The sequence below is a fragment of the Streptomyces cinnamoneus genome (assembly GCF_002939475.1).
Lineage (GTDB): Bacteria > Actinomycetota > Actinomycetes > Streptomycetales > Streptomycetaceae > Streptomyces > Streptomyces cinnamoneus_A.
This window is the reverse complement of record NZ_PKFQ01000001.1, coordinates 6,440,814-6,463,510: the sequence shown is the minus strand read 5'-3', so window position 1 is coordinate 6,463,510 and position 22,697 is coordinate 6,440,814. Positions and strand designations below refer to the sequence as shown.

Here is a 22,697-nt window from a genome sequence, read left to right as displayed (position 1 = left end):
GCGCGTAATCCGCGTACTGCACCGGCAACGCCGACCACCCAGGCTCGCCACCAGCACACCGCGCCGCGTACGCCACCGACACATCCCGCGCCAACGGCCCCATCGACCAGCCGTCACCAGCGATGTGGTGCAACACCAGCACCAGCACATGCTCATCCGGCGCCACCGCGAACAACCACGCCCGCACCGGAACCTCCGCAGAGAAGTCGAAGGCGTACGTGATCGCCCGCGTCACCTCGTCCGCCAGATCCTCGGCAGCCACGTCCCGCACCGACAGCGCGAATGCGGCTTCATCGGCCGACAGCACCCGCTGGTACGGCTCGCCGTCCGCGATCGGGAAGACCGTGCGCAGTGCCTCGTGGCGGCCCACCACGTCCTGCAGGGCCGCGGTCAGCGCGTCCCGGTCCAGCTCACCGCGCATCCGTAGAGCCAGTGGAATGTTGTAGGTCGCGCTCGGTCCTTCAAGCTGCGCGAGGAACCACAACCGGCGCTGCGCGAACGACAACGGCACCCGCTCCGGTCGCTGCTCGTGCGCACTCAGCGCCACGCGGCCCGGGGCGGCCTGCTCCAGGAGGGCGGCCAGGGCTGCCGGCGTCGGATGCTCGAACAGCGTCCGCAGCGGAATCTCCGCCCCGAGCACGCTGCGCATCCGGCTCACCAAGCGCACCGCTGACAGGGAATGCCCACCGAGGGCGAAGAAGTCGTCATCGACACCGACGACCGGCAGGCCGAGCACCTCGGCGAAGGCATGGCAGAGCAGTTCCTCCCGCACGCTGCCAGGCGCACGCCCCGTGGAACCCATCGCCCCCGCGTAGTCCGGCGCGGGCAACGCCTTGCGGTCGAGCTTGCCGTTGACGGTCAGGGGAAGCGCGTCCAGTACCACGAAGGCGGCCGGCACCATGTACGACGGCAAGCCCTCGCCGGCATGCCGACGCACCGAGTCGACAAGGTCCTCAGTGCCGTGATCCGACGGCACGAGGTAGGCGACCAGGCGCTTGTCGCCGGGAGTGTCCTCGCGCACCGCCACGGCCGCCTGCGCCACACCAGCGTGCGCGCCGAGCACGATCTCGGCTTCGCCCGGTTCGATGCGGAACCCGCGGATCTTCACCTGATCATCCGCACGCCCGGCGAACACCAGCTGCCCGTCCACCGTCCACCGCACCCGGTCCCCCGTGCGATACATCCGCTCACCCGGCTCAAACGGACACGCCACGAACCGCTCACCCGTCAGCCCCGGACGGCCCAGATAGCCCCGCGCCAGACCCGAGCCCGTCACATACAACTCACCCACCACACCCGGCGGCACGGGATGCAACGAGCCGTCCAGCACATACACCCGGTTGTTGGCGATCGGCCGACCAATGGGAACGGCATCACCATCCACCAGGTCCGGACGGCAGGACCAGGAGGTGGCGTTGACGGTGGTTTCCGTGGGTCCGTAGCTGTTGAACATGACCCGGCCATCAGCCGTGCACCGCTCCACCAACTCCGGCGGACACGCCTCACCCCCGATGTCCAGCACAAACCCTTCCGGCAGCACCTCGCCCGGGGGAATCGACGCCACTACCGCCGTCGGCAACGTCGCATGCGTCACCCCCTCATCCCGCAAGAAACCAGCAAGCTCCGCCCCCACCCGCCGATCAGAGGGCACCACCACCAACGCCGCTCCCGACAACAACCCCAGCAGCAACTCCTCGCAGAACATGTCGAAACCCACCGACGCGAACTGCGCCACCCGACACCCCGGACCCACCCCGAACTTCTCATGGCTCAACGACAAATTCGCAAAAGCCCCATGCGAAACCACCACACCCTTAGGCCGCCCCGTCGACCCCGAGGTGTACAGCACATACGCCGGATGACCAGCCAACAGCACACCAAGCCGGTCCTCATGCCCAACCGGCGCCCCCGACAACCCCAGCAACTCGCCACTCACCCGGGGGTCGTCCATCACCACCACCGGCACGGCCCCACCCGCACGAACGACCCCAGCCGACGTCTGGTCGGTGAGCACCACCACCGGCGCCGCGTCCCCCAGCACGAACCCGACCCGCTCCACCGGCAACCCGGCATCCACACTCAGATACGCCCCACCAGCCTTGAGCACCGCCAAAATCGCCACCAACAACTCAGGCGAACGACCCAACACCACACCGACAACCGACTCCGGCCCCACCCCACGACCGATCAACAACCGGGCCAAACGATTCGCCCGCTCGTCCAACTCCCCATACGACACCTCACGACCACCACACACCACCGCAACCGCACCCGGCGTCCGCGCCACCTGCCCAGCGAACAAATCCGGGACCGTCACCGCCGGACCCGCCACCGCCGACTCGTTCCACTCCACCAACACCCGCCGACGCTCCACCCCACCCAGAACCCCCACCGCGTCGAAACGCGCCCCAGGGTCCCGCTCCAAAGAGGTGATGAGGTTGCCCAGTGCGGCATGCAGCATCGCGCACACGTGTGCCGAGTCGACCGAAGGCACCGCGTCCACCGTGATCACGAATCCGGTGCCGTCGTCGTCGACGGCGACATCGAGGGGGTAGTTCGTGTGTTCCCTGGAGAAGAGCGCTCTGACTCCTTCGAGCCCTGAATCGGCAGCCGACGTGGCCCGGTCGTAGCGGTAGTTGATCAGCGAGGTGAACAGCGGCCTTCCGCCAGTGACGCCGCTGGCCGCCTGGGCCAGGGACAACGGGGCGTGCTCGTGCACCATCAGGTCGGCTAGCTGTCCCCGCATCCCGGCGAGGGCCTCACCGACGCCCTGCTCCCCGACCCGAACGCGTACCGGCAGGGTGTTGATGAACAGGCCGGGGACACGGTCGGCGCCCGCACCCCCGTTCATCCGCCCGAACAGCACCGTGCCGAACACCACGTCGTCACGGCCCGAAACCGTCGCCAGCACCCGCGCCCACGCCAGGTGGAACACCGTCGCCGGGCTCACCCCCAGCGACCGCGCCACCTCCCGCAACCGCCCGGCAAGCGCGTCCTCCACCGGCAGGTGGGCCTGCACGTCCGCCGTACCGTCGCCGTGCACGTCCAGCAGGCCGTACGGGGCGGTCGTCTCGGTCACGTCCCCCAGCAGTGCGGCGAAGTACCGCTCGTGCTCCTCCCGCGAAACCCCCAGCCGGGCCTGCGCCACGAACTCACGGAACGGCAACGGCTCCGGCAGCGCCTCCTCGTTCCCCGTGAGGAACGCGCGCAGCTCCCCGAGCAGGACTTCGAGCGTGGTGTGGTCCTGCACCATGTGGTGGATGCGCAGCAGCGCCAGCCACCGGCCGTCGGCGCCCGGCTCGGCCGCGACCGTCATCCGCAGCAGCGGTGCGCAACGCAGATCCATCCACGAGCCAGCAGCGTGCAGCAACTGGTCGACCGGCTCGGGGCCCTCCTCGTCGAGGACGATCTCCGTCACCGGCAGGTCCACGTGCCGGGCCACGACCTGGACGGGCTCACGCAGTCCTTCCCACACGATCGCGGTGCGGTAGATGTCGTGGCGGTCCACCACCCGCTGAAGGCCGAACGTGAAGGCGTCGAGGTGCTCGCGGGTGTCGAAGGCCAGGGCCAGGGGGAGCACGTACACGTCACCTCCGCCCCGCTCGGCCATCAGGTGGTGGAAGAACATCCCTTCCTGTAGGGGAGCCAGCGGGTACACGTCCGCCACGTTCGTGGCACCGCCCGGTACGGACGCGGTCACGGCCGCGATCTCCGCCTCGGTCAGGTCCACCAGCGGCAACATCTCCGGCGTGACCTCACCCGCACCCTCAGGGATGCGGTTCGGCGGCACCACGACCTGCCCGGGCCCGGCCACCGCCGCCAACCCGGCCGGCGTCGGCGTCGCGAACAGCGCACGCATCGAAACCGACACGCCTCGGGCCCGCAGCCAGCCCACCAGCGAGACGGCCAGCAGCGAATGCCCACCGAGAGAGAAGAAGTCGTCGTCGACACCCACGACCGGCAGACCGAGCACCTCGGCGAACCCCTGGCACAGCAACTCCTCCCGGGCATCCGCCGGGGCCCTGCCCCCACCCACAGCCGCCGCGAAATCCGGAGCCGGCAACGCCTTGCGATCCAGCTTGCCGTTCACCGTCAACGGCAAGGCATCCAGCACCACCACCGCCGACGGCACCATGTACGAGGGCAACCGCTCCGCCGCGAACCCCCGCACCGACTCGCCCAGACCACGGGCCCCCGCACCCGCCGGCACCACATACCCGACCAGCCGGGCGTCACCCGGAACGTCCTCGCGCACCACCACGGCTGCGTGCTCGACACCTTCGTGCTCCGCCAGCACGGCCCGCACCTCGGCGGGCTCGATGCGGAACCCGCGGATCTGTACCTGGTCGTCCGCGCGGCCGGCGAACACCAGCTGGCCGTCCGCAGTCCACCACGCCCGGTCGCCGGTCCGGTACATCCGCTCACCGGGCTCGAACGGGCACGCCACGAAGCGCTCACCCGTCAGACCCGGCCGACCCGCATAGCCCCGCGCCAGCTGCGTCCCCGAGACGTACATCTCCCCGGCGACGCCCGGCGGCACCGGTTCCAGCGCCTGGTCGAGCACGTAGACGCGCAGGCCCGCGAGTGCGCGCCCGATCATGCTCCCGGTCGTGCTCCGGGCGGGAGCGTCCGAACCGAGAGGCACATGGGTGACGTGGACCGTGGTCTCGGTGATGCCGTACATGTTGACCAGCAGCGGGGTGTCACCCGGGGGCCGGTCGTACCACCCCGCCAGGCGTGCCGGGTCGAGTGCCTCGCCGCCGAAGACGATGCGGCGGAGTGCCAGTTCGTCGCGGCCCGCGCCGGGAGTGGCGGCCTCCGCCTGTGTGAGCTGGTAGAAGGCGCTGGGGGTCTGGTTGAGGACCGTGACGCGCTCACGCGCCAGCAGGTCGAGGAAGTCCACCGGGGACCTGGACGTCTCGAAGGGCACCACCACCAAGCGCCCGCCGTGCAGCAGCGCCCCCCACAGCTCCCACACCGAGAAGTCGAACGCGACGGAGTGGAACCAGGTCCACACGTCCTCGGCCCGGTACTCGAACCAGTCAGCCGTCGCGCGGAAGAGCGACACCACGTTCGCGTGCGGTATCACCACCCCCTTGGGGCGACCGGTGGAGCCGGAGGTGTAGATGACGTACATCGGGTGGTGGGGTAGCAGCGCTCCGCGCCGTTCGACGTCGGCCGGCTCGGTGTCGTCGCACTCCGCCAGCTCCCCGAGCGTCTCCGGGGCATCGACGACGACCACCGGCACCGCACCCGCGTCCGCCGCCGACGCGACTGACGCAGCAGTCGCCGCCTGCGCCAGCACCAGAGCCGGGGACGCGTCGCCGATCGTGAAGGCGATCCGCTCGGCCGGGTACGCCGGGTCCAGGGGCACGTAGGCGCCACCGGCCTTGAGGACGGCCAGCAGCGCGACCATCAGCTCGGCCGAGCGGTCCATCACCACCGCGACGAACGACTCCGGACCCACGCCACGGCTGATCAGCAGCCGGGCCAAACGATTCGCCTGTGCGTCCAGCTGCGCGTACGACACCTCGGCCGACCCGTGCGTCACCGCGATCGCGTCCGGAGTCCGGGCCGCCTGGGCGGCGAAGAGCTCGGGGATCGTGACCGCCGGGGCCGTCGCCACCGCCGAGACCGTCGCTTCCGGCCCCGGCGCCGCGGGCGCGTCGCCTCCCTCGACGAGCCTGCGACGCTCGGCAGGGTCCAGCACTCCCACCGTCGCGAAGCACGTGTCCGGGGCCTCTTCCAGCGCGGTCACGAGGTTGGCGACAGCGGTGTGCGTCAGAGCGCACACCAGACCGGGGTCGACCGGGGTCGATGCGTCGACGACGAGGACGAAGCCGGACCCCTCGTCGTCGACGGCGACGGTCAGGGGGTAGTTCGTCCGGTCCTGGGAGAACACGGTCCTGATGCCGTCGACCTGGTCGCCGGCACCGGGCGTGGGCCGGGTGTGCCGGTAGTTGAAGAGCGAGGTGAACAGCGGGGTGCCGCCGGGCAGGCCGCTGGCGCTCTGGGCCACGGTCAGCGGGGCGTGCTCGTGCACCATCAGATCGGCGAGCTGCCCCCGCATCCCCGCCAGGGCCTCCCCGACACTCTGCCCCTTCACGCGGACCCGTACGGGCAGGGTGTTGATGAACAGACCGGGGACGCGGTCGGCACCCGCCCCCGCGTTCATCCGCCCGAACAACACCGTCCCGAACACCACGTCGTCACGGCCCGAAACCGTCGCCAGCACCCGCGCCCACGCCATATGGAACACCGTCGCCGGACTCACCCCCAACGACCGCGCCACCTCCCGCAACCGCCCGGCAAGCGCATCCTCCACCGGCAGCCGCCCCTGGGCGATCCCAGTCCCGTCGCCGTGCACGTCCAGCAGTCCGAAGGGAGCGGTCGTCTCCTCCACATCGCCCAGCAGCTCGGCGAAGTAGCGTGCGTGCTCCTCGCGCGCGCCGCCGGAGCGTGCCTGTGCCACGAACTCCCGGAACGGCAGCGGCACCGGAAGCTCGTCGTCCGTGCCGGAGAGGAACGCACGGAGTTCCCCGAGCAGCACGTCCAGTGCGGTGTGGTCCTGCACCAGGTGATGGACACGAAGCAGCGCCAGCCAGCGGCCCGACGTGCCGGCCTCGGCCGCGACGCATACGGTCATCAGCGGCGCACGGCCGAGTTCCATGCGCGAGCCGCCCGCCGACAACAGCTGTGTGACCGCGTCGGCCTCGGGGTCCAGGACCACTTCCTCCACAGGGAGATCCACGTGCCGGGCGACGACCTGGACGGGCTCGCGCAGGCCTTCCCACACGATCGCCGTGCGGTAGATGTCGTGCCGCTCCACCACGCGCTGGAAGGCGGCCAGAAAGGCATCGAGGCGCTCACGCGAGTCGAACTGCACCACTGTCGGCGACGCGTAGACGTCGCTGCCGTCGCCGTTGCCCATGAGGTGGTGGAAGAAGATGCCTTCCTGGAGCGGGGCCAGGGGGTAGACGTCGGCCACGTTGGCCGCGCCACCGGGCACCGCGGCCACGACCCGTGCGAGCTCCGCCTCGGTCAGCTCCACCAGCGGCAGCATCTCCGGCTTGATCTCGCTCGTCCCGATGGGGATGCGGTTCGGCGGCACCACGACCTGCCCGGGCCCGGCCACCGCGGCCAGTCCGGCCGGCGTCGGCGTCGCGAACAGCGCACGCACCGACACCGACACGCCTCGGGCCCGCAGCCACTCCACCAGCGAGACGGCCAGCAGCGAATGCCCACCGAGAGAGAAGAAGTCGTCATCGACACCCACGACCGGCAGACCGAGCACCTCGGCGAACCCCTGGCACAGCAACTCCTCCCGGGCATCCGCCGGCGCCCTGCCCCCACCCACAGCCGCCGCGAAATCCGGAGCCGGCAACGCCTTGCGGTCGAGCTTGCCGTTGACGGTCAGGGGAAGCGCGTCCAGTACCACGAAGGCAGCCGGCACCATGTACGACGGCAACCGCTCCGCCGCGAAATCACGCACCGACTCGCCCAGATCGTTGATCCCCGCACCCGACGGCACCACATACCCGACCAGCCGGGCGTCACCCGGAACGTCCTCGCGCACCACGACCGCCAGCTGACCGACATGCGGATGGAAGCCGAGCACGGTCTCCACTTCGCCCGGTTCGATGCGGAACCCGCGGATCTTCACCTGGTCGTCCGTACGGCCGGCGAACACCAGCTGCCCGTCCACCGTCCACCGCACCCGGTCCCCCGTGCGATACATCCGCTCACCCGGCTCAAACGGACACGCCACGAACCGCTCACCCGTCAGCCCCGGACGGCCCAGATAGCCCCGCGCCAGACCCGAGCCCGTCACATACAACTCACCCACCACACCCGGCGGCACGGGATGCAGCGAGCCGTCCAGCACATACACCCGGTTGTTGGCGATCGGCCGACCGATGGGCACTACGCCGGGCTCGACCGCGCCCATGTGACACGGCCACGAGGTGGCGTTGACGGTGGTTTCCGTGGGTCCGTAGCTGTTGAACATCACCCGGCCATCAGCCGTGCACCGCTCCACCAACTCCGGCGGACACGCCTCACCCCCGATGTCCAGCACAAACCCTTCCGGCAGCACCTCGCCCGGGGGAATCGACGCCACTACCGCCGTCGGCAACGTCGCATGCGTCACCCCCTCATCCCGCAAGAAACCAGCAAGCTCCGCCCCCACCCGCCGATCAGAAGGCACCACCACCAACGCCGCACCCGACAACAACCCCAGCAGCAACTCCTCGCAGAACATGTCGAAACCCACCGACGCGAACTGCGCCACCCGACACCCCGGACCCACCCCGAACTTCGCATGACTCAACGACAAATTCGCAAAAGCCCCATGCGAAACCACCACACCCTTAGGCCGCCCCGTCGACCCCGACGTATACAGCACATACGCTGGATGACCAGCCAACAGCACACCAAGCCGGTCCTCATGCCCAACCGGCGCCCCCGACAACCCCAGCAACTCGCCACTCACCCGGGGGTCGTCCATCACCACCACCGGCACGGCCCCACCCGCACGAACGACCCCAGCCGACGTCTGGTCGGTGAGCACCACCACCGGCGCCGCGTCCCCCAGCACGAACCCGATCCGCTCCACCGGCAACCCGGCATCCACACTCAGATACGCCCCACCAGCCTTGAGCACCGCCAAAATCGCCACCAGCAACTCAGGCGAACGACCCAACACCACACCAACAACCGACTCCGGCCCCACCCCACGACCGATCAACAACCGGGCCAAACGATTCGCCCGCTCGTCCAACTCCCCATACGACACCTCACGACCACCACACACCACCGCAACCGCACCCGGCGTCCGCGCCACCTGCCCAGCGAACAAATCCGGGACCGTCACCGCCGGACCCACCACCGCCGACCCGTTCCACTCCACCAGCACCCGCCGACGCTCCACCCCACCCAGAACCCCCACCGCGTCGAAACGCGCCCCAGGGTCCCGCTCCAAAGAGGTGATCAGGCTCTCCAGGCAGGTGTGCAACAACTCGCCGACGTGGGTGGGGTCGGCCGGCGGCACCGCGTCAACGGTGATCGTGAACCCCGTCGTGTCGACGTCCACGGCGACGTCCACAGGGAAGTTCGTGTGCTCACGGGAGTAGAGGGTCTGGACGCCTTCGAGCATGTCGTCCATGTCGTCCGGCTCGGGTCCGGCCTGGGGGCTGTACCGGTAGTTGAAGATCGAGGTGAACAGCGGGCTGCCGCCGGACACACCGCTTGCCGCCTGGACCAAGGTCAGCGGGACGTGCTCGTGCGCCACCAGCTCCGCAAGCAGGCTGCGCATGCTCCTCAACGCGTCGCCGACCCCTGTCCCGTCGACGTGCACGCGGACGGGCAGCGTGTTCATGAAGAGGCCGGGGATCCGGTCGGCGCCCGCGCCCGCGTTCATCCGGCCGAACAGCACCGTGCCGAACACCACGTCGTCACGGCCCGAAACCGTCGCCAGCACCCGCGCCCACGCCAGATGGAACACCGTCGCCGGGCTGACACCCCAGGAGCGGGCCGCTTCGCGCACGCGCTGTGCAAGAGCGTCCTCGACCCGCATCCGTGCCCGCACGGACGCGCTCCCGTCACCGTGTACGTCCAGCAGGCCGTACGGGGCGGTCGTCTCGGTCACGTCCCCCAGCAGTGCGGCGAAGTACCGCTCGTGCTCCTCCCGCGAAACCCCCAGCCGGGCCTGCGTCACGAACTCACGGAACGGCAACGGCTCCGGCAGCGCCTCCTCGTCCCCCGTGAGGAACGCGCGCAGCTCCCCGAGGAGGACATCGAGTGCGGTGTGGTCCTGCATGATGTGGTGCAGACGGAGCAGGGCCAGCCACCGGCCGTCGGCGCCCGCCTCCGCCGCGACCGTCATCCGCAGCAGGGGTGCGCAACGCAGATCCATCCACGAACCGGCAGCTTGCAGCAACTGGTCGACCGGCTCGGGGCCCTCCTCGTCGAGGACGATCTCCGTCACCGGCAGGTCCACGTGCCGGGCCACGACCTGGACGGGCTCGCGCAGGCCTTCCCACACGATCGCCGTGCGGTAGATGTCGTGGCGGTCCACGACCCACTGGAGTGCCGTGAGGAAACCGTCCAGCCGCTCACGCGTGTCAAAGGCCAGGGCGAACGGCAGGACGTACACGTCGCCGCTGTCCTGGTCGGCCATGAGGTGATGGAAGAAGATGCCTTCCTGGAGCGGGGCGAGCGGGTAGACGTCGGCCACGTTGGCGGCACCACCGGGCACCGTGGCCACGACCCGCGCGATCTCCGCCTCGGTCAGGTCCACCAGCGGCAGCATCTCCGGCGTGATCTCACCCGCACCCTCAGGGATGCGGTTCGGCGGCACCGCCTTCCATTCGTGGCCCGCCACCGCCGCCAGCCCGGCCGGTGTAGACGTCTGGAAGAGGGCCTGCACCGAGACCGACACGCCTCGGGCCCGCAGCCACTCCACCAGCGAGACGGCCAGCAAGGAATGCCCGCCCAGCGTGAAGAAGTTGTCGTCGACACCGACTGTCGGCAGGCCGAGCACTTCGGCGAACGCCTCGCACAGCAGCTCTTCCTGAGCGTTGGCGGGGGCGCGGCCCGTGGTGCCCGCGGCGGTCGCTACGAAGTCGGGTGCGGGCAGCGCCGAACGGTCCACCTTGCCGTTGACGGTCAGCGGGAGCGTCGCAAGCTCCGTGAAGGTGGCCGGCACCATGTACGCCGGGAGCCGGTCCGCGACGTACGTGCGCACCGCGTCCGTCAACTCGCCGTCACCGACCCCGTCGACGGGCACCACGTAGGCGGCCAGGCGCTTGTCGCCGGGTGCGTCCTCGCGGACCACCACCGTCGCTTGGCCGACCTGCGGATGGGCTCCCAGCACCGCTTCGATCTCGCCGGGTTCGACGCGGAAGCCACGGATCTTGACCTGGTCATCAACCCGACCGGCAAACACCAACTGCCCGTCCGCAGTCCACCGCACCCGGTCCCCCGTGCGATACATCCGCTCACCCGACACAAACGGACACGCGACAAACCGCTCCGCCGTCAAACCCGGACGACCCACATACCCCCGCGCCACCCCCGCACCCACCACATACAACTCACCCACCACACCCGGCGGCACAAGACACAACGAACCATCCAGCACCAACACCCGCGTGTTATCCAACCCCCGCCCCATCGGCACCACATCACCAACCACCGCCGCATCCGACACCACCCACTGCGTCGCACACAACGTCACCTCAGTCGGCCCATACAAATGCCGCACCACCACACCCGCACAACACTCCAACACCCGACGCACCGCACCCGCCGGCACCACATCCCCGCCCGTCAACACCTCCCGCACACCCACAAAACACCCAGGATCACGCTCCGCCAACACACGCAACAAACCAGCCGTCACATGCACATGCGTCAACGCGAAATCAGCAACCCACCTACGCAACACACCCGCATCAACAGCCACCGGCGGTGCCACCACCACCGTCCCACCCGACAACAACGGCACCCACAACTCATACGACGACGCATCAAACGCATGCGGCGCATGAAACAACACCCGCATCGAACCCGACGCCCCCCAGCACCGGTCCAACGCCAACCGCACCACATCACCATGCGTAGCCACCACACCCTTAGGCCGCCCCGTCGACCCCGACGTATACATCACATACGCAGCCTGACCAGCCCGCACCACAGGCAGCAGCACCCCGGCATCGCACTCGACGTCCATCTCAGCATCAGCCGACACCACCCCCACCCCACCAGCACGAGCCCACCCCACCAACCCATGACCCACCAAACCCGCATCCACCACCAACACACACGCCCCGGCATCCCCCACCACCTCCTCCATACGCCCCACCGGCCACGCCACATCCAACGGCACATACACACCACCAGCCCTCAACACCGCCAACAGCACCACCACCACATCAACAGACCGCTCCATCAACACAGCAACCCGCGACTCAGACCCCACCCCAGCCGCCACCAAACACCGAGCCAACCGAGAAACCCGATCCCCCAACTCCCCATACATCAGCGACACATCACCACACACCACCGCCACCGCACCCGGCGCCCGACCCACCCACACACCAAACAACTCCGGCACCGAAACATCCGGCACCGACACCACACCCCCACCACCCCAACCACCCAACAACACCCCACGCTCCGCCGAAGACAACACCTCGACTTCGCTGACCCGGACCCCCGGATCCGCCGACACCGCCGTCAAGACCCGCACGAACCAGCTGGCGAACCGCTCCGCAGCCCCCATGTCGAACAGATCCGCCGACACCGTCAACCCACCCCGCAAACCCGCCGGAGCACCCTCAGCGTCGAAGACCTCGCCGATCATGACTTCGAGGTCGAACTTGGCCCCGGGCCGGCCGATCGACAGGGCGTCGGAGCGCAGGCCGGGCAGTTCGACGGCCGGGCCGACGTCCAGCAGGGACAAGGCGACTTGGAACAGCGGGTGGCGGGCCGGCAGCCGGGACGGGGCCAGGGCCTCGACCAGCTTCTCGAACGGCACGTCCTGGTGTGCCAGGGCGCGTACGGTCGTGCCGCGCACCCGGTCCAGCAGTTCCGTGAACGTGGGGTCGCCGGTCAGGTCGTTGCGCATGACCAGGGTGTTGACGAAGCAGCCGACCAGGTCGCCCAGGGCCTCGTCGGTGCGCCCGGCGACCGCCGCTCCGATCGGGATGTCGTCGCCCGCTCCCGCCTTGGACAGCATCACCGTCAAGCCGGCCTGGAGCACCATGAAGAGCGTGGCCCGCCGTTCCCGGGCCAGGCTGCTCAAGGCGCGGTGTACGTCGGCCGGGACGCTGAACCCGACCATGTGCCCGCGGTACGAGGCCTGGACGGGGCGCGGCCGGTCGACGGGCAGTTCGAGCCCTTCCGGGGCGCCCGCCAGTTCTTCGCGCCAGTGGGCGATCTGGCGTGCGAGCACACTGGTGGGGTCGGTCTCGTCGCCGAGCAGCTCGCGCTGCCACAGCGCGTAGTCCGCGTACTGCACCGGCAAGGGCGAGGGCCACCGTGGCTCGTCACCGGCACACCGCGCCGCGTACGCCCTGGCCAGGTCCCTGGCGAAGGGTCCGCTCGACCAGCCGTCGCCCGCGATGTGGTGCATCACCACGACGAGCACGTGCTCCTTCGGTGCGGCCTCGAAGAGCCAGGCACGGATGGGGATCTCCGTGGTCAGGTCGAACACGTACGACGCCGCGCGGGCGACGGCGCCGGCGAGGTCCTCGGCGGGCACTTCGGCGCCCGGCAGTTCGTCCGCCGGTTCGACCATCGGCAGGTCCAGTACCTGCTGGTGCCAGGGCAGGTCGTCCCAGGCGGCGAGGCGCTGCCCCGCCCGCGCCGGGCCGCCCTCTTCGGCGGCCACGCGGACCACCGCCAGCTCCCACGGCAGGTCGTCGAGCTCGACGACGCGCTGCTGCGGTTCGCCGTCGGCCTCGGGGAACACGGTGCGCAGCACCTCGTGCCGGCCGATGACGTCCCGGAGGGCGGCGCCCAGTGCCGCGCTGTCCAGTCCCTCCCCCGTGAGCCGCACGATCATCGGGATGTTGTACGTGGCGCTGGGTCCCTCGATCCGCCCCTGGAACCACAGCCGGCGTTGGGCGAACGACATGGGACTGGCCATCAGAACTCCCCGTTCTTCCGCGTCATCTCGTGCGTGTACGACATCTCGTGCGGGGACGACGTCTCGTGCGGGTACGCCGTCTCATGCGGGTGTTTCATCTCGCGTGGGTGCTTCATCTCGCGCGTGCGCGCCGGACTCGTACCTGCGCGCCCACGCCTCCAGCTCTCGTGCGGGGGCTAGCTCTTGCGTGTCATCGGTCGCAATACCGGTCTCGCAGCGGTCTCCGTCTCCGCCGGGCTGTCGTGTCCCGCGAGCCAGGCCCCGAGTGCGGCGGGCGTCGGCGTCGCGAAGACCTCTTCGATCGGCAGTTCCTCGCCCAGGGTGGCGCGCACCCGGCTGACCAGTCGGGTCGCGAGCAGCGAGTGGCCGCCCAGGTCGAAGAAGTCGTCGTCGACGCCGACCGCGGGCAGGCCCAGGACCTGGGCGAACACGTCGCACAGGACCTCCTCGCGCCTGCCGGCCGGTGCCCGGCCGCCCTCCGCGGCGCCGCCGTGCTCCGGCGCGGGGAGGGCCGCGGGGTCGAGTTTCCCGTTGGGTGTCAGCGGCAACGCCGTGAGTGTGACCACCGCGGCGGGCACCATGTGCTCCGGCAGGCGCTCGGCGACGTGCGCGCGTACCGCGTCGGCGGGGAACCCGCCCGCCACGCTCTGACCGTCCCAGCCATCCCGGCCATCCCAGCCGTCCTGACCCTCCCCGTCTTCGATCGGCTCGGGGACGACGTAGGCGACCAGGCGTTTGTCCCCCGGCGTGTCTTCCCGGACGACCACCGCCGCCTCCGCGACGGCCGGGTGCCCGAGGAGCGCCGCCCGTACGTCGCCCGGCTCGACCCGGAACCCGCGGATTTTCAGCTGGTCGTCGGCCCGGCCGACGAACTCCAGCTGGCCGTCCGCGTTCCAGCGCACGAGGTCCCCGCTTCGGTACATCCGCCGTCCCGGCTCGAACGGGCACGCGACGAAGCGTTCGCCTGTCAGACCCGGTCGGCCCGTGTATCCCCGGGCCAGCTGTGTGCCCGCGATGTAGAGCTCGCCGGCCACTCCCGGCACCACCGGTTCCAGCATGTCGTCGAGTGCGTAGAGCCGTACGTTCGTGACCGGCCGGCCGATCGGCACCCGATCCGCCACGGTCCGGCCCGGCCGCACCTCGAAGGTGCAGCATCCGACGACCGTCTCGGTGGGCCCGTACTCGTTGACCACCACCGAGCCCGGTGCCCGGTCCAGCCAGGCCCGGACGTCGGGCCCCGTCAGCGCCTCGCCGCCCACCACCAGGCGCCGCGCGGACCGGGCCTGCTCCCCGTCCGACAGGAGCTCGGCCAGCAGGGGCAGATGGCCCGGCACCACCTTCACCACGTCGAAGCCGTCACTGCCCCGCACCAGCCGCGCCAGTCCCCGGGCACCGCCGTCGGGGCTGACCACGACGCTGCCCCCCGACACCAGCGGCACCAGAAGACTGGTCACCGTCAGGTCGAAGGCCAATGAGGAATGCAGCGGCGCGTCGACGGCCGGCGAAGACCCGGAGGGCGTTGCCGAGCGCGTTCCCGACGGGCTTCCCGACGGGCTTCCCGACGGGCTCGCAGACGGGGCCTCCGGCGCGGCCCCGTACGCCTTCGCCGCCCAGGCCACGTAGTTCGCCAGGCCCCCGTGCGTGACCATCACGCCCTTGGGCGTGCCCGACGAGCCCGAGGTGTACATGACGTACGCCACCTGGTCCGGGGATGCGGGTGGGACATCCGTCGGCCCGCTCGGGGCGGCGGCCGCCAGGCGGCTCCGCGTCAGGGGATCGTCGAGTACCAGGACCGGCGTCTTCACAGCGGCGGGCGGAGCGGTCAGTGCGTCGAGGGTCTCCGTCGTGCTCACCAGCACCGTGGCCCGGCTGTCGGCCAGCATGGACGCGATCCGGGCGGGCGGGTACTCGGGGTCGATCGGCAGGTGGGCGGCTCCGGCCTTCCACGCGGCCAGCATCGCGACGACGGCCTCCGGGCCCCTGGGCAGGCAGAGCGCGACCACGGATTCCGTCCCCACGCCCGTGTCGCGCAGGCAGTGCGCCAGCCGGTTCGCGCGCGTGTCCAGCTCCGCGTACGACAGCTCGCGGTCCACCGCGCGATCGGCCTCACCGCACACCACCGCGATCGCGTCCGACGTCTGTGCCGCCCGGGCCGCGATCAGGTCGGGGACCGTCGTTGCGGGCAGCGGCCCGGCTGTGCCGCGGCCCTCGTCCAGTGCCCGGCGGCGCGTCGCCTCGTCGAGCAGGCCGACCGCCGCGAACGGGAGGTCCGGGGTGTCGGTCAGGGCGGTGACGAGGTTGGCGAGGCCGGTGTGCAGCATCGAGTGGACGAGGGCGGGGTCCGCCGGCGCTGCCGCGTCCACGGTGATGAAGAATCCGGTCCCGGTGTCGCCGACGGCCACGTTCAGGGGGTAGTTGGTGTGTTCGGTGACCTCGGCCACGCCGACGCCGGCGAGGCCGATGTCGGTTTCGTGGACGGTCTGGCTGTGCCGGTAGTTGAAGATCGAGGTGAACAGTGGTCCGCCGCCGGGTATCCGGGCCGCCTGCTGGGCCACGGCGAGCGGCGCGTGTTCGTGTTCGAGCAGGCCCACCAGTTGCCGTCGCACGCCGGCCAGCGTGTCGGTGACGGTGCCGTCCTTGAGGCGCACGCGCACGGGCAGGGTGTTGAGCAGCAGGCCCGCCACCCGGCCGGCGCCCGCGTTCATGCGGCCGAGCAGCACCGTGCCGAACACCACGTCGTCCCGCCCCGACAGCGCCGCCAGCACCCGTGCCCAGGCGAGGTGGAAGACGGTGGCCGGGCTGACGCCGAGCGTGCGGGCGAGGTCCCGTACCCGTGCGGCCAGGTGGTCGTCGACCGGTGCGTGCGCGCGCGACAGGTCGGTGCCGTCGCCGCGTACGCGCAGCAGGCCGAAGGGTGCGGTGGTCTCGGTGACGTCGCCGAGGAGGCCAGCGAAGTACCGGGCGTGCTCCTCGCTCGTCATGCCGAGCCGGGTCTGTGCGACGAAGTCCCGGAACGGGACGGGGGCGGGCAGCCGGTCGCGCTGCCCGGCCAGGACGGCGCGCACCTCTTCGAAGAGCACTTCCAGCGTCGTGTGGTCGCGTATGAGGTGGTGCATGCGCAGCAGGGCCAGGCTTCGTCCGCCGTCGTGTCCGGCGGCGGTGTGGACGTGCAGGAGCGGTGCGCGCCGCAGGTCCATCCACGACCCGCCGGCGGCGCGCAGCCGTTCGTTCGCGTCGGGCTCGCGGGGGTCGATCCCGCTCTCGACGACCGGCAGGCCGGCGTGGCGCAGGACGACCTGTACGGGTTCGCGCAGTCCTTCCCACACGAGGGCGGTGCGGTAGACGTCGTGGCGGTCCACGACGTGGCGGAGGGCGTCGAGGAAGCCGTCGAGCCGTGCCCGCGTGTCGAATTCGAGGACCGCGGACATCATGTAGACGTCCGTCTCGTCCTGGGCGCGGGCCAGGTGGTGGAAGAAGATCCCTTCCTGGAGCGGTGTGAGCGGGTACACGTCCGCGATGTTGGCCGCGCCGCCGGGCACGGCGTCAGTGATCCGTGCGAGTTCGGCTTCGTCGAGGTCCGCCAGGGGCAGCATGGCGGGGGTGAGTTCGGTGGCGCCGTCGGGGATGAGGTTCTCGGGGACCGGCACCGGGCGCGGGCCGGCCAGTGCCGCCAGCCCGGCCGGGGTGGGGGTGGAGAACAGGGCGGGTACGGAGACCGCGACGCCCTTGGCGCGCAGGTGCTCGACCAGGGTGACGGCCGAGAGGGAATGGCCGCCCAGGGTGAAGAAGTCGTCGTCCACGCCCACCGTGGGCATGCCGAGGACCTGCGCGAAGGTCTCGCAGAGGATCTCCTCGCGGATGCTTCTCGGCCCGCGCCCGGATCCCGTGTCCGTCCCGAGGACGGGTTCGGGCAGGGCCCTGCGGTCCAGTTTCCCGTTCGGGGTCAGGGGCAGTGCGTCCAGGACGACGTAGGCGGTGGGCAGCATGGGGGCGGGCAGTCGTTCGGCGGCGTGGTCGCGCACGGCGGCGACCAGCCTGGCCCCGGCCTCCCGCGCGGCCTCGCCGGTGTCGGTGTCGGGGCCGTGGTCGGCGGGGACCAGGTAGGCGATCAGTTGTTTGTCGCCGGTGTCGTCCTCGCGGACCACCACCGCCGCCCGGTCGACCCTGGCGTGCGCCGTGAGGACCGCCTGTGTCTCGCCCGGTTCGACGCGGTGTCCGCGGATCTTGACCTGGTCGTCGGTGCGGCCGGTGAACACCAGCTGTCCGTCCGGGGTCCAGCGCACCCGGTCGCCGGTGCGGTACATCCGCTCACCGGGCTCGAACGGGCACGCGACGAATCGTTCCGCCGTCAGTCCGGGGCGGCCGACGTACCCGCGGGCCAGCTGGGCGCCGGTCACGTAGAGCTCGCCGGGGACGTCGCCGGGCACCGGTCGCAGCGCGTCGTCGAGGACGTAGGCCCTCGTGCCGGCGGCCGGTGTCCCGATCGGCACGTCGCCGTCGGCCAGCGCCGCCTGGTCCAGGCGGCCGGTGATCACGCCGATGGTCAGTTCCGTCGGCCCGTAGTGGTTGAACACCGGCCGGTCGCCGGCCGCCGTCACCATCTCCCGCACCCACGCCAGCGGTGCGGCCTCCCCGCCCAGGACCAGTGAGCGGGCGGGGAGCACGGCCGGCCGGCCGGCGACGGCGGCGAGCGCGGCCAGGTGGGACGGCACGGCCTTGAGGTGGTCGATCCGGTGGGCCGACAGGTAGTCGGCGACCGCGGCCGGGTCCACGGCGGCGTCGGCGTCCAGGACGTGCAGCTCTCCGCCCGTGGTGAGGGCGGTGAAGAGCACCGTGTTGCCGAGGTCGGTGTGCTGTGGCTGGAGCAGCGCGTAGCGGCTGCCGGGTGCTCCGAGGCCCAGGCGCGGCGGCACGGAGGCGACGTAGTTCGCCAGCGCGCCGTGGGTGACCGCGACGCCCTTGGGCCGGCCGGTCGATCCCGACGTGTAGATCACGTAGGCGACCGCCGCGGGCCGCGCCGGCACCGCGGGCGCCGTCGGGGGCTGCGCCGCGAGCTGCGCGATCTCGGCGGGGTCGTCGAGGGCGACCGTCAGCGCCGAGGTGACGGGCAGTTCGTCGAGCACCTCCTCGTGACCGACCAGCACGGTGGCGCGGCTGTCGGCGAGCAGGTAGGCGATCCGGTCGGCGGGCATCCCCGGGTCGACGGGCAGGTACGCGGCGCCGGCCTTCCACGTCGCCAGGATCGCCGCGACCATCGGCGTCCCGCGCGGGAGGCACAGCGCCACCACGGACTCCGGCCCGGCGCCGCGGGCCCGCAGCAGCCGTGCCAGGCGGTTGGCCCGCTCGTCCAGTTGCGCGTAGGAGGTGCGCACGCCGTCGTGGACCACGGCCGCCGCGTCCGGGGTGCGGGCCACCTGGGCCTCGAAGAGGGCCGGCACGGTCTCGGCGGCCGGGGTCGCGGCCGAGGCCCCGCTCCAGTTGATGAGGACACGTCGGCGCTCGTCCTCGCCGAGGAGGTCGAGGGCGCCGACCGCGTCGGTGGGCGAGGAGGCGGCCAGGGCCCGGAGCGTGTGCAGGAACCGGTCGGTGACGCGGGCCCCCGTGCCCGGGTCGTGCAGGTCGCGGTTGAACTCGACGGCGGTCTGGATCCCGCCGTCGCCTCCCTTGTCGTAGACGTCGATCTTGAGGTCGTCGGCGGGGCCGCTGGACAGGCCGGTGCGCACGGCGGTACAGGCGCCGAACATGGGGGGCCGGGCGAGCGACATGACGTTGACGATGAGGGCGCACGGGGAGCCGCCGCCGACCAGCCGCAGGTCGCCGAGGATGTCGCTGTACGGATAGCGCTGGTGACGCAGGCTGTCGCGCAGGGACTCGGCGGTCTGCCGCATCAGCCCGGCGACGGTGAGGTCGCGGCCGATCGGGAGGCGGACCGGCAGGATGGTGGAGGTCATGCCGGGGATCCCGAACTCCCGCCGGGTCGTGCGGCCGCCGGCGGAGACGCCGAGCACGATGTCGCGCTCCCCGCTGACGCGGTGGTGGTGGACGGCCGCCGCGGAGATGACCAGGCCGGCGAAACCGGTGCGCAGCCGTCGCGCGGCCGCGCGCAGTCCGGCGCCCTCGGCGGGACCGAGGTCCCGGGTGTGGATCGCCGCGCGCTCGGCCATGTGACGGCGGGGGGTGCGGCGGTGCGGGCCGGTCGCGTCCGGCAGGTCGGCCAGGGCGTCGAGCCAGTGCCGCCGGTCGAGGTCGTACTGGGGTGAGGCGACGTAGGCGCGGTCGGCGTCCAGCAGGACGGACAGCGGTCCGAGGGCGCCGTCGTGCGGGGCCCGGCCCGCCGAGAGGGCGGTGTAGACGTCGGCCACCCGCGCGGCGAACGCCGCCATGCTGCGGCCGTCGAGGATCGCGTGGTGAACGCGCTGGTACCACCGGACCCTGCGCGGTGCCAGGACGAGGACGGCCTGTACGGACAGCGGGCCGTCGAGGAGGTCCATGGGCCGGTCGAGGTCGGCGCGCATCCACGCCTCGGCGGCCGCCTCCGGGGCGGCCTCGGCGCTCAGGTCGACGACCTCGACGGGGTGGTCGCAGGCGTCGTGGACGTACTGCCGGGGTGTCCGCCCGTCCAGGACGAACCTCAGCCGGTACGCCTCCGCTTCGTCGAGGCCGCGGCGCACCGCCTCGACGAGCAGGCCGACGTCCAGGTCGCCGTCGATCTCCAGGTACTCACCGATGGTGTACGCGGGGTTGCCGGGGTCGAGCTGCTGGGCGTACCAGATGCCGAGCTGACCGGACATCAGCTCCAGGGTCATCGTCGGGGCCGTCGTCATGTCCGTCCGCCTCACCGGTTCCGCAGGTCCGCGAGCCGCGCGCCGAGCACGGCGAGCGTGTCGGCCTCCCAGACCAGGTCCGGTTCGACGGCCAGGCCCCAGGTGTCCTCGATGTCGCCGCAGAGCACGACGGCGTACAGGGAGTCGAGGCCGTACTCCAGGGGCGAGGCGTCGGGGTCGATCTCCTCGACCGGCAGCTGGACGTAGTGGGCGACGCGCTCGACCAGCCAGGCCCCGATGCTTTCGGGTGCGCGCGCAGCGGGCGTCAGGTCGGTCTGGGTCACGACGGTTCCCTTCTCGGCGCCGAAGCGCCGGGCGGTCGGATCACGTGGGTCTCGCGGGGGCGGCGGCGTCACGCGGACGCGCCGGCACCGCTCGGGGCGAGCCGCCGCACGGCGGGCTCGACCTCGGCGTGCAGGGCGGCGATGCCGCCCGTGAGGAACCGCTGCCGCATCTCGGCGCGTTTGATCTTGCCGCTGGTCGTCCGGCGCACCGCGCCGCGGCGCACCAGGACGACGTTGCGCACCGGCACGCCGAGGTCGAGCGTGAGTTCCCGGGCGACGGTCGTGGCGACGGTGGGCAGGTCCCCGGCCGGGACCTTGGGGCTGACCTCGTGCACGAGCACGATGCGCTCGTCGGGCGCCTGCACCCCGAAGGCCGCGCCGAAGAATCCGGTCAGGGCCTCGTGGGCGGCGCGGGCACGCTGCTCGATGTCCTGCGGGAAGAGGTTGCGCCCGCGGACGATCAGCAGTTCCTTGAGGCGTCCGGTGACGAAGAGTTCGCCGTCGAGCAGGGCTCCCAGGTCGCCGGTGCGCAGCCAGCCGCCATCGCCGGGGGCGGCGTCCGCGAGGCGGGCGGCGAAGACCCGCGCGCTCGGTCCGGGCTGGTTCCAGTAGCCGCGGCCGACGTTGGGGCCGCGCAACCAGACCTCCCCGATCGCGCCGGCGGGCAGTTCGTGGCGGGTGTCCGGGTCGACGATCCGTATCTCCGGGGTGCGGGGCCTGCCGACGCCGGTGAGCTGCCTGCCGGGTCCGTCGGAGAGGGGCCGCAGTGCGGGGCGCCCGGCGGACTCGAGGTGGTGGGGGTCCACGGTGAGCACCGTGGGGGGCGTCCCGACGGGGTGCGTCGACGCGAACACCGTGGCCTCCGCCATGCCGTAGGCGGGGCAGAGGACGCCGGGGGCCAGTCCGGCGCGGGCGAAGCGCTCGGTGAACGCGGTCATGGTGGGTACGTGGATCGGTTCGGATCCGTCGAAGGCGACGCGCAGCGAGGACAGGTCGAGTTCGCCCAGGCTGTCGTCGGTGGCGAGCCGTGCGCACAGTTCGTAGGCGAAGTCGGGGGCCGCGGTGACGGTCAGCCGGTACCGGTCGATCATCCGGAACCATTCCATCGGCCGGCGGAGGAAGTCCGCGGCGGGCATGAGCACGATGGGGGCTCCGAGCAGCAGCGCCGCGGTGAGCTGGCCGAACAGTCCCATGTCGTGGTGCAGCGGCATCCATATGCCGAACGAGTCGTCGGGGCCGAGGCCGGTGGCCTCCTGGAACGCGGCGGTGTTGGCGAGGATGTGCCCGTGTTCGAGCATCACGCCTTTGGGGTCGCCGGTGGACCCCGAGCTGTACTGGAGGACCGCGAGGGTGTCCCGGCCGACGCCCGGGACGCGGGCGTCGTCGCGTCGTCCGCGGCCCGCGTCCGCGCCGCCCTCGAAGGGCCCGGCGTCCTCGACGGGCGGGGCCGCCTCGACCGGTAGGGGTCCGAGGCCGTGCTCCCGCAGGCTCACGGCGAGCGCCTCCCGGTCGTCCCCGACGGTGACGGCCAGGGCCGGGGCACAGTCGCGGGCGATCGCCGTGACGCGGTCGGCGGCGGTCGTCGAGCCGCCGGGCGCGGGCACCGGCACGGCGACCAGCCCGGCGAACAGGCAGGCGAGGTAGACCTCCACGAACTCCGTACCGGTCGGCAGGGCGAGGAGCACCCGCTCTCCCGGCGCCAGTCGTTCACCGAGGTGTCGCGCGCGGGCCTGCGCGCGGGCGGCGAGCTGCGCGAAGGTGAGCCGCTGCGGGGGCGCGTCGCCGGACGCCCGGTGGATGGTCAGCGCGGTCCTACCGGGGTGCGCGGCGACGCGTCCGGTGAACGCCTCGCCCACGTTCCGGTATTCGGAGAGATCGCATGTCACGGCATTTCCTCCGCCCACCAGCCTGCGCCGGCTCCGGAAAGGTTGTTCACCG

At 71.5% G+C, this 22,697-nt stretch carries 4 protein-coding genes; all 4 read right to left on the bottom strand.

Annotation, left to right across the window (positions count from 1 at the left end; genetic code table 11):
* On the bottom strand, positions 1 to 13,651 hold a 13,651-nt coding region (locus CYQ11_RS28285), incomplete at its 3' end, for a non-ribosomal peptide synthetase (RefSeq protein WP_104651111.1).
* A gap of 176 nt (positions 13,652 to 13,827) precedes the next feature.
* On the bottom strand, positions 13,828 to 20,475 hold the full coding sequence (locus CYQ11_RS28280) for a non-ribosomal peptide synthetase (RefSeq protein WP_099198724.1): 6,648 nt from the start codon (positions 20,473 to 20,475) through the stop codon (positions 13,828 to 13,830).
* 11 nt (positions 20,476 to 20,486) lie between these two features.
* Positions 20,487 to 20,759 carry an acyl carrier protein gene (locus CYQ11_RS28275; RefSeq protein ID WP_181143816.1) on the bottom strand — a complete coding sequence of 91 codons (273 nt, stop codon included), beginning with the start codon at positions 20,757 to 20,759 and terminating at the stop codon, positions 20,487 to 20,489.
* A gap of 68 nt (positions 20,760 to 20,827) precedes the next feature.
* A complete protein-coding gene (locus CYQ11_RS28270; RefSeq protein WP_181143815.1) occupies positions 20,828 to 22,645 on the bottom strand; it encodes a fatty acyl-AMP ligase in 1,818 nt (605 codons plus the stop codon).
* Positions 22,646 to 22,697: the final 52 nt, after the last annotated feature.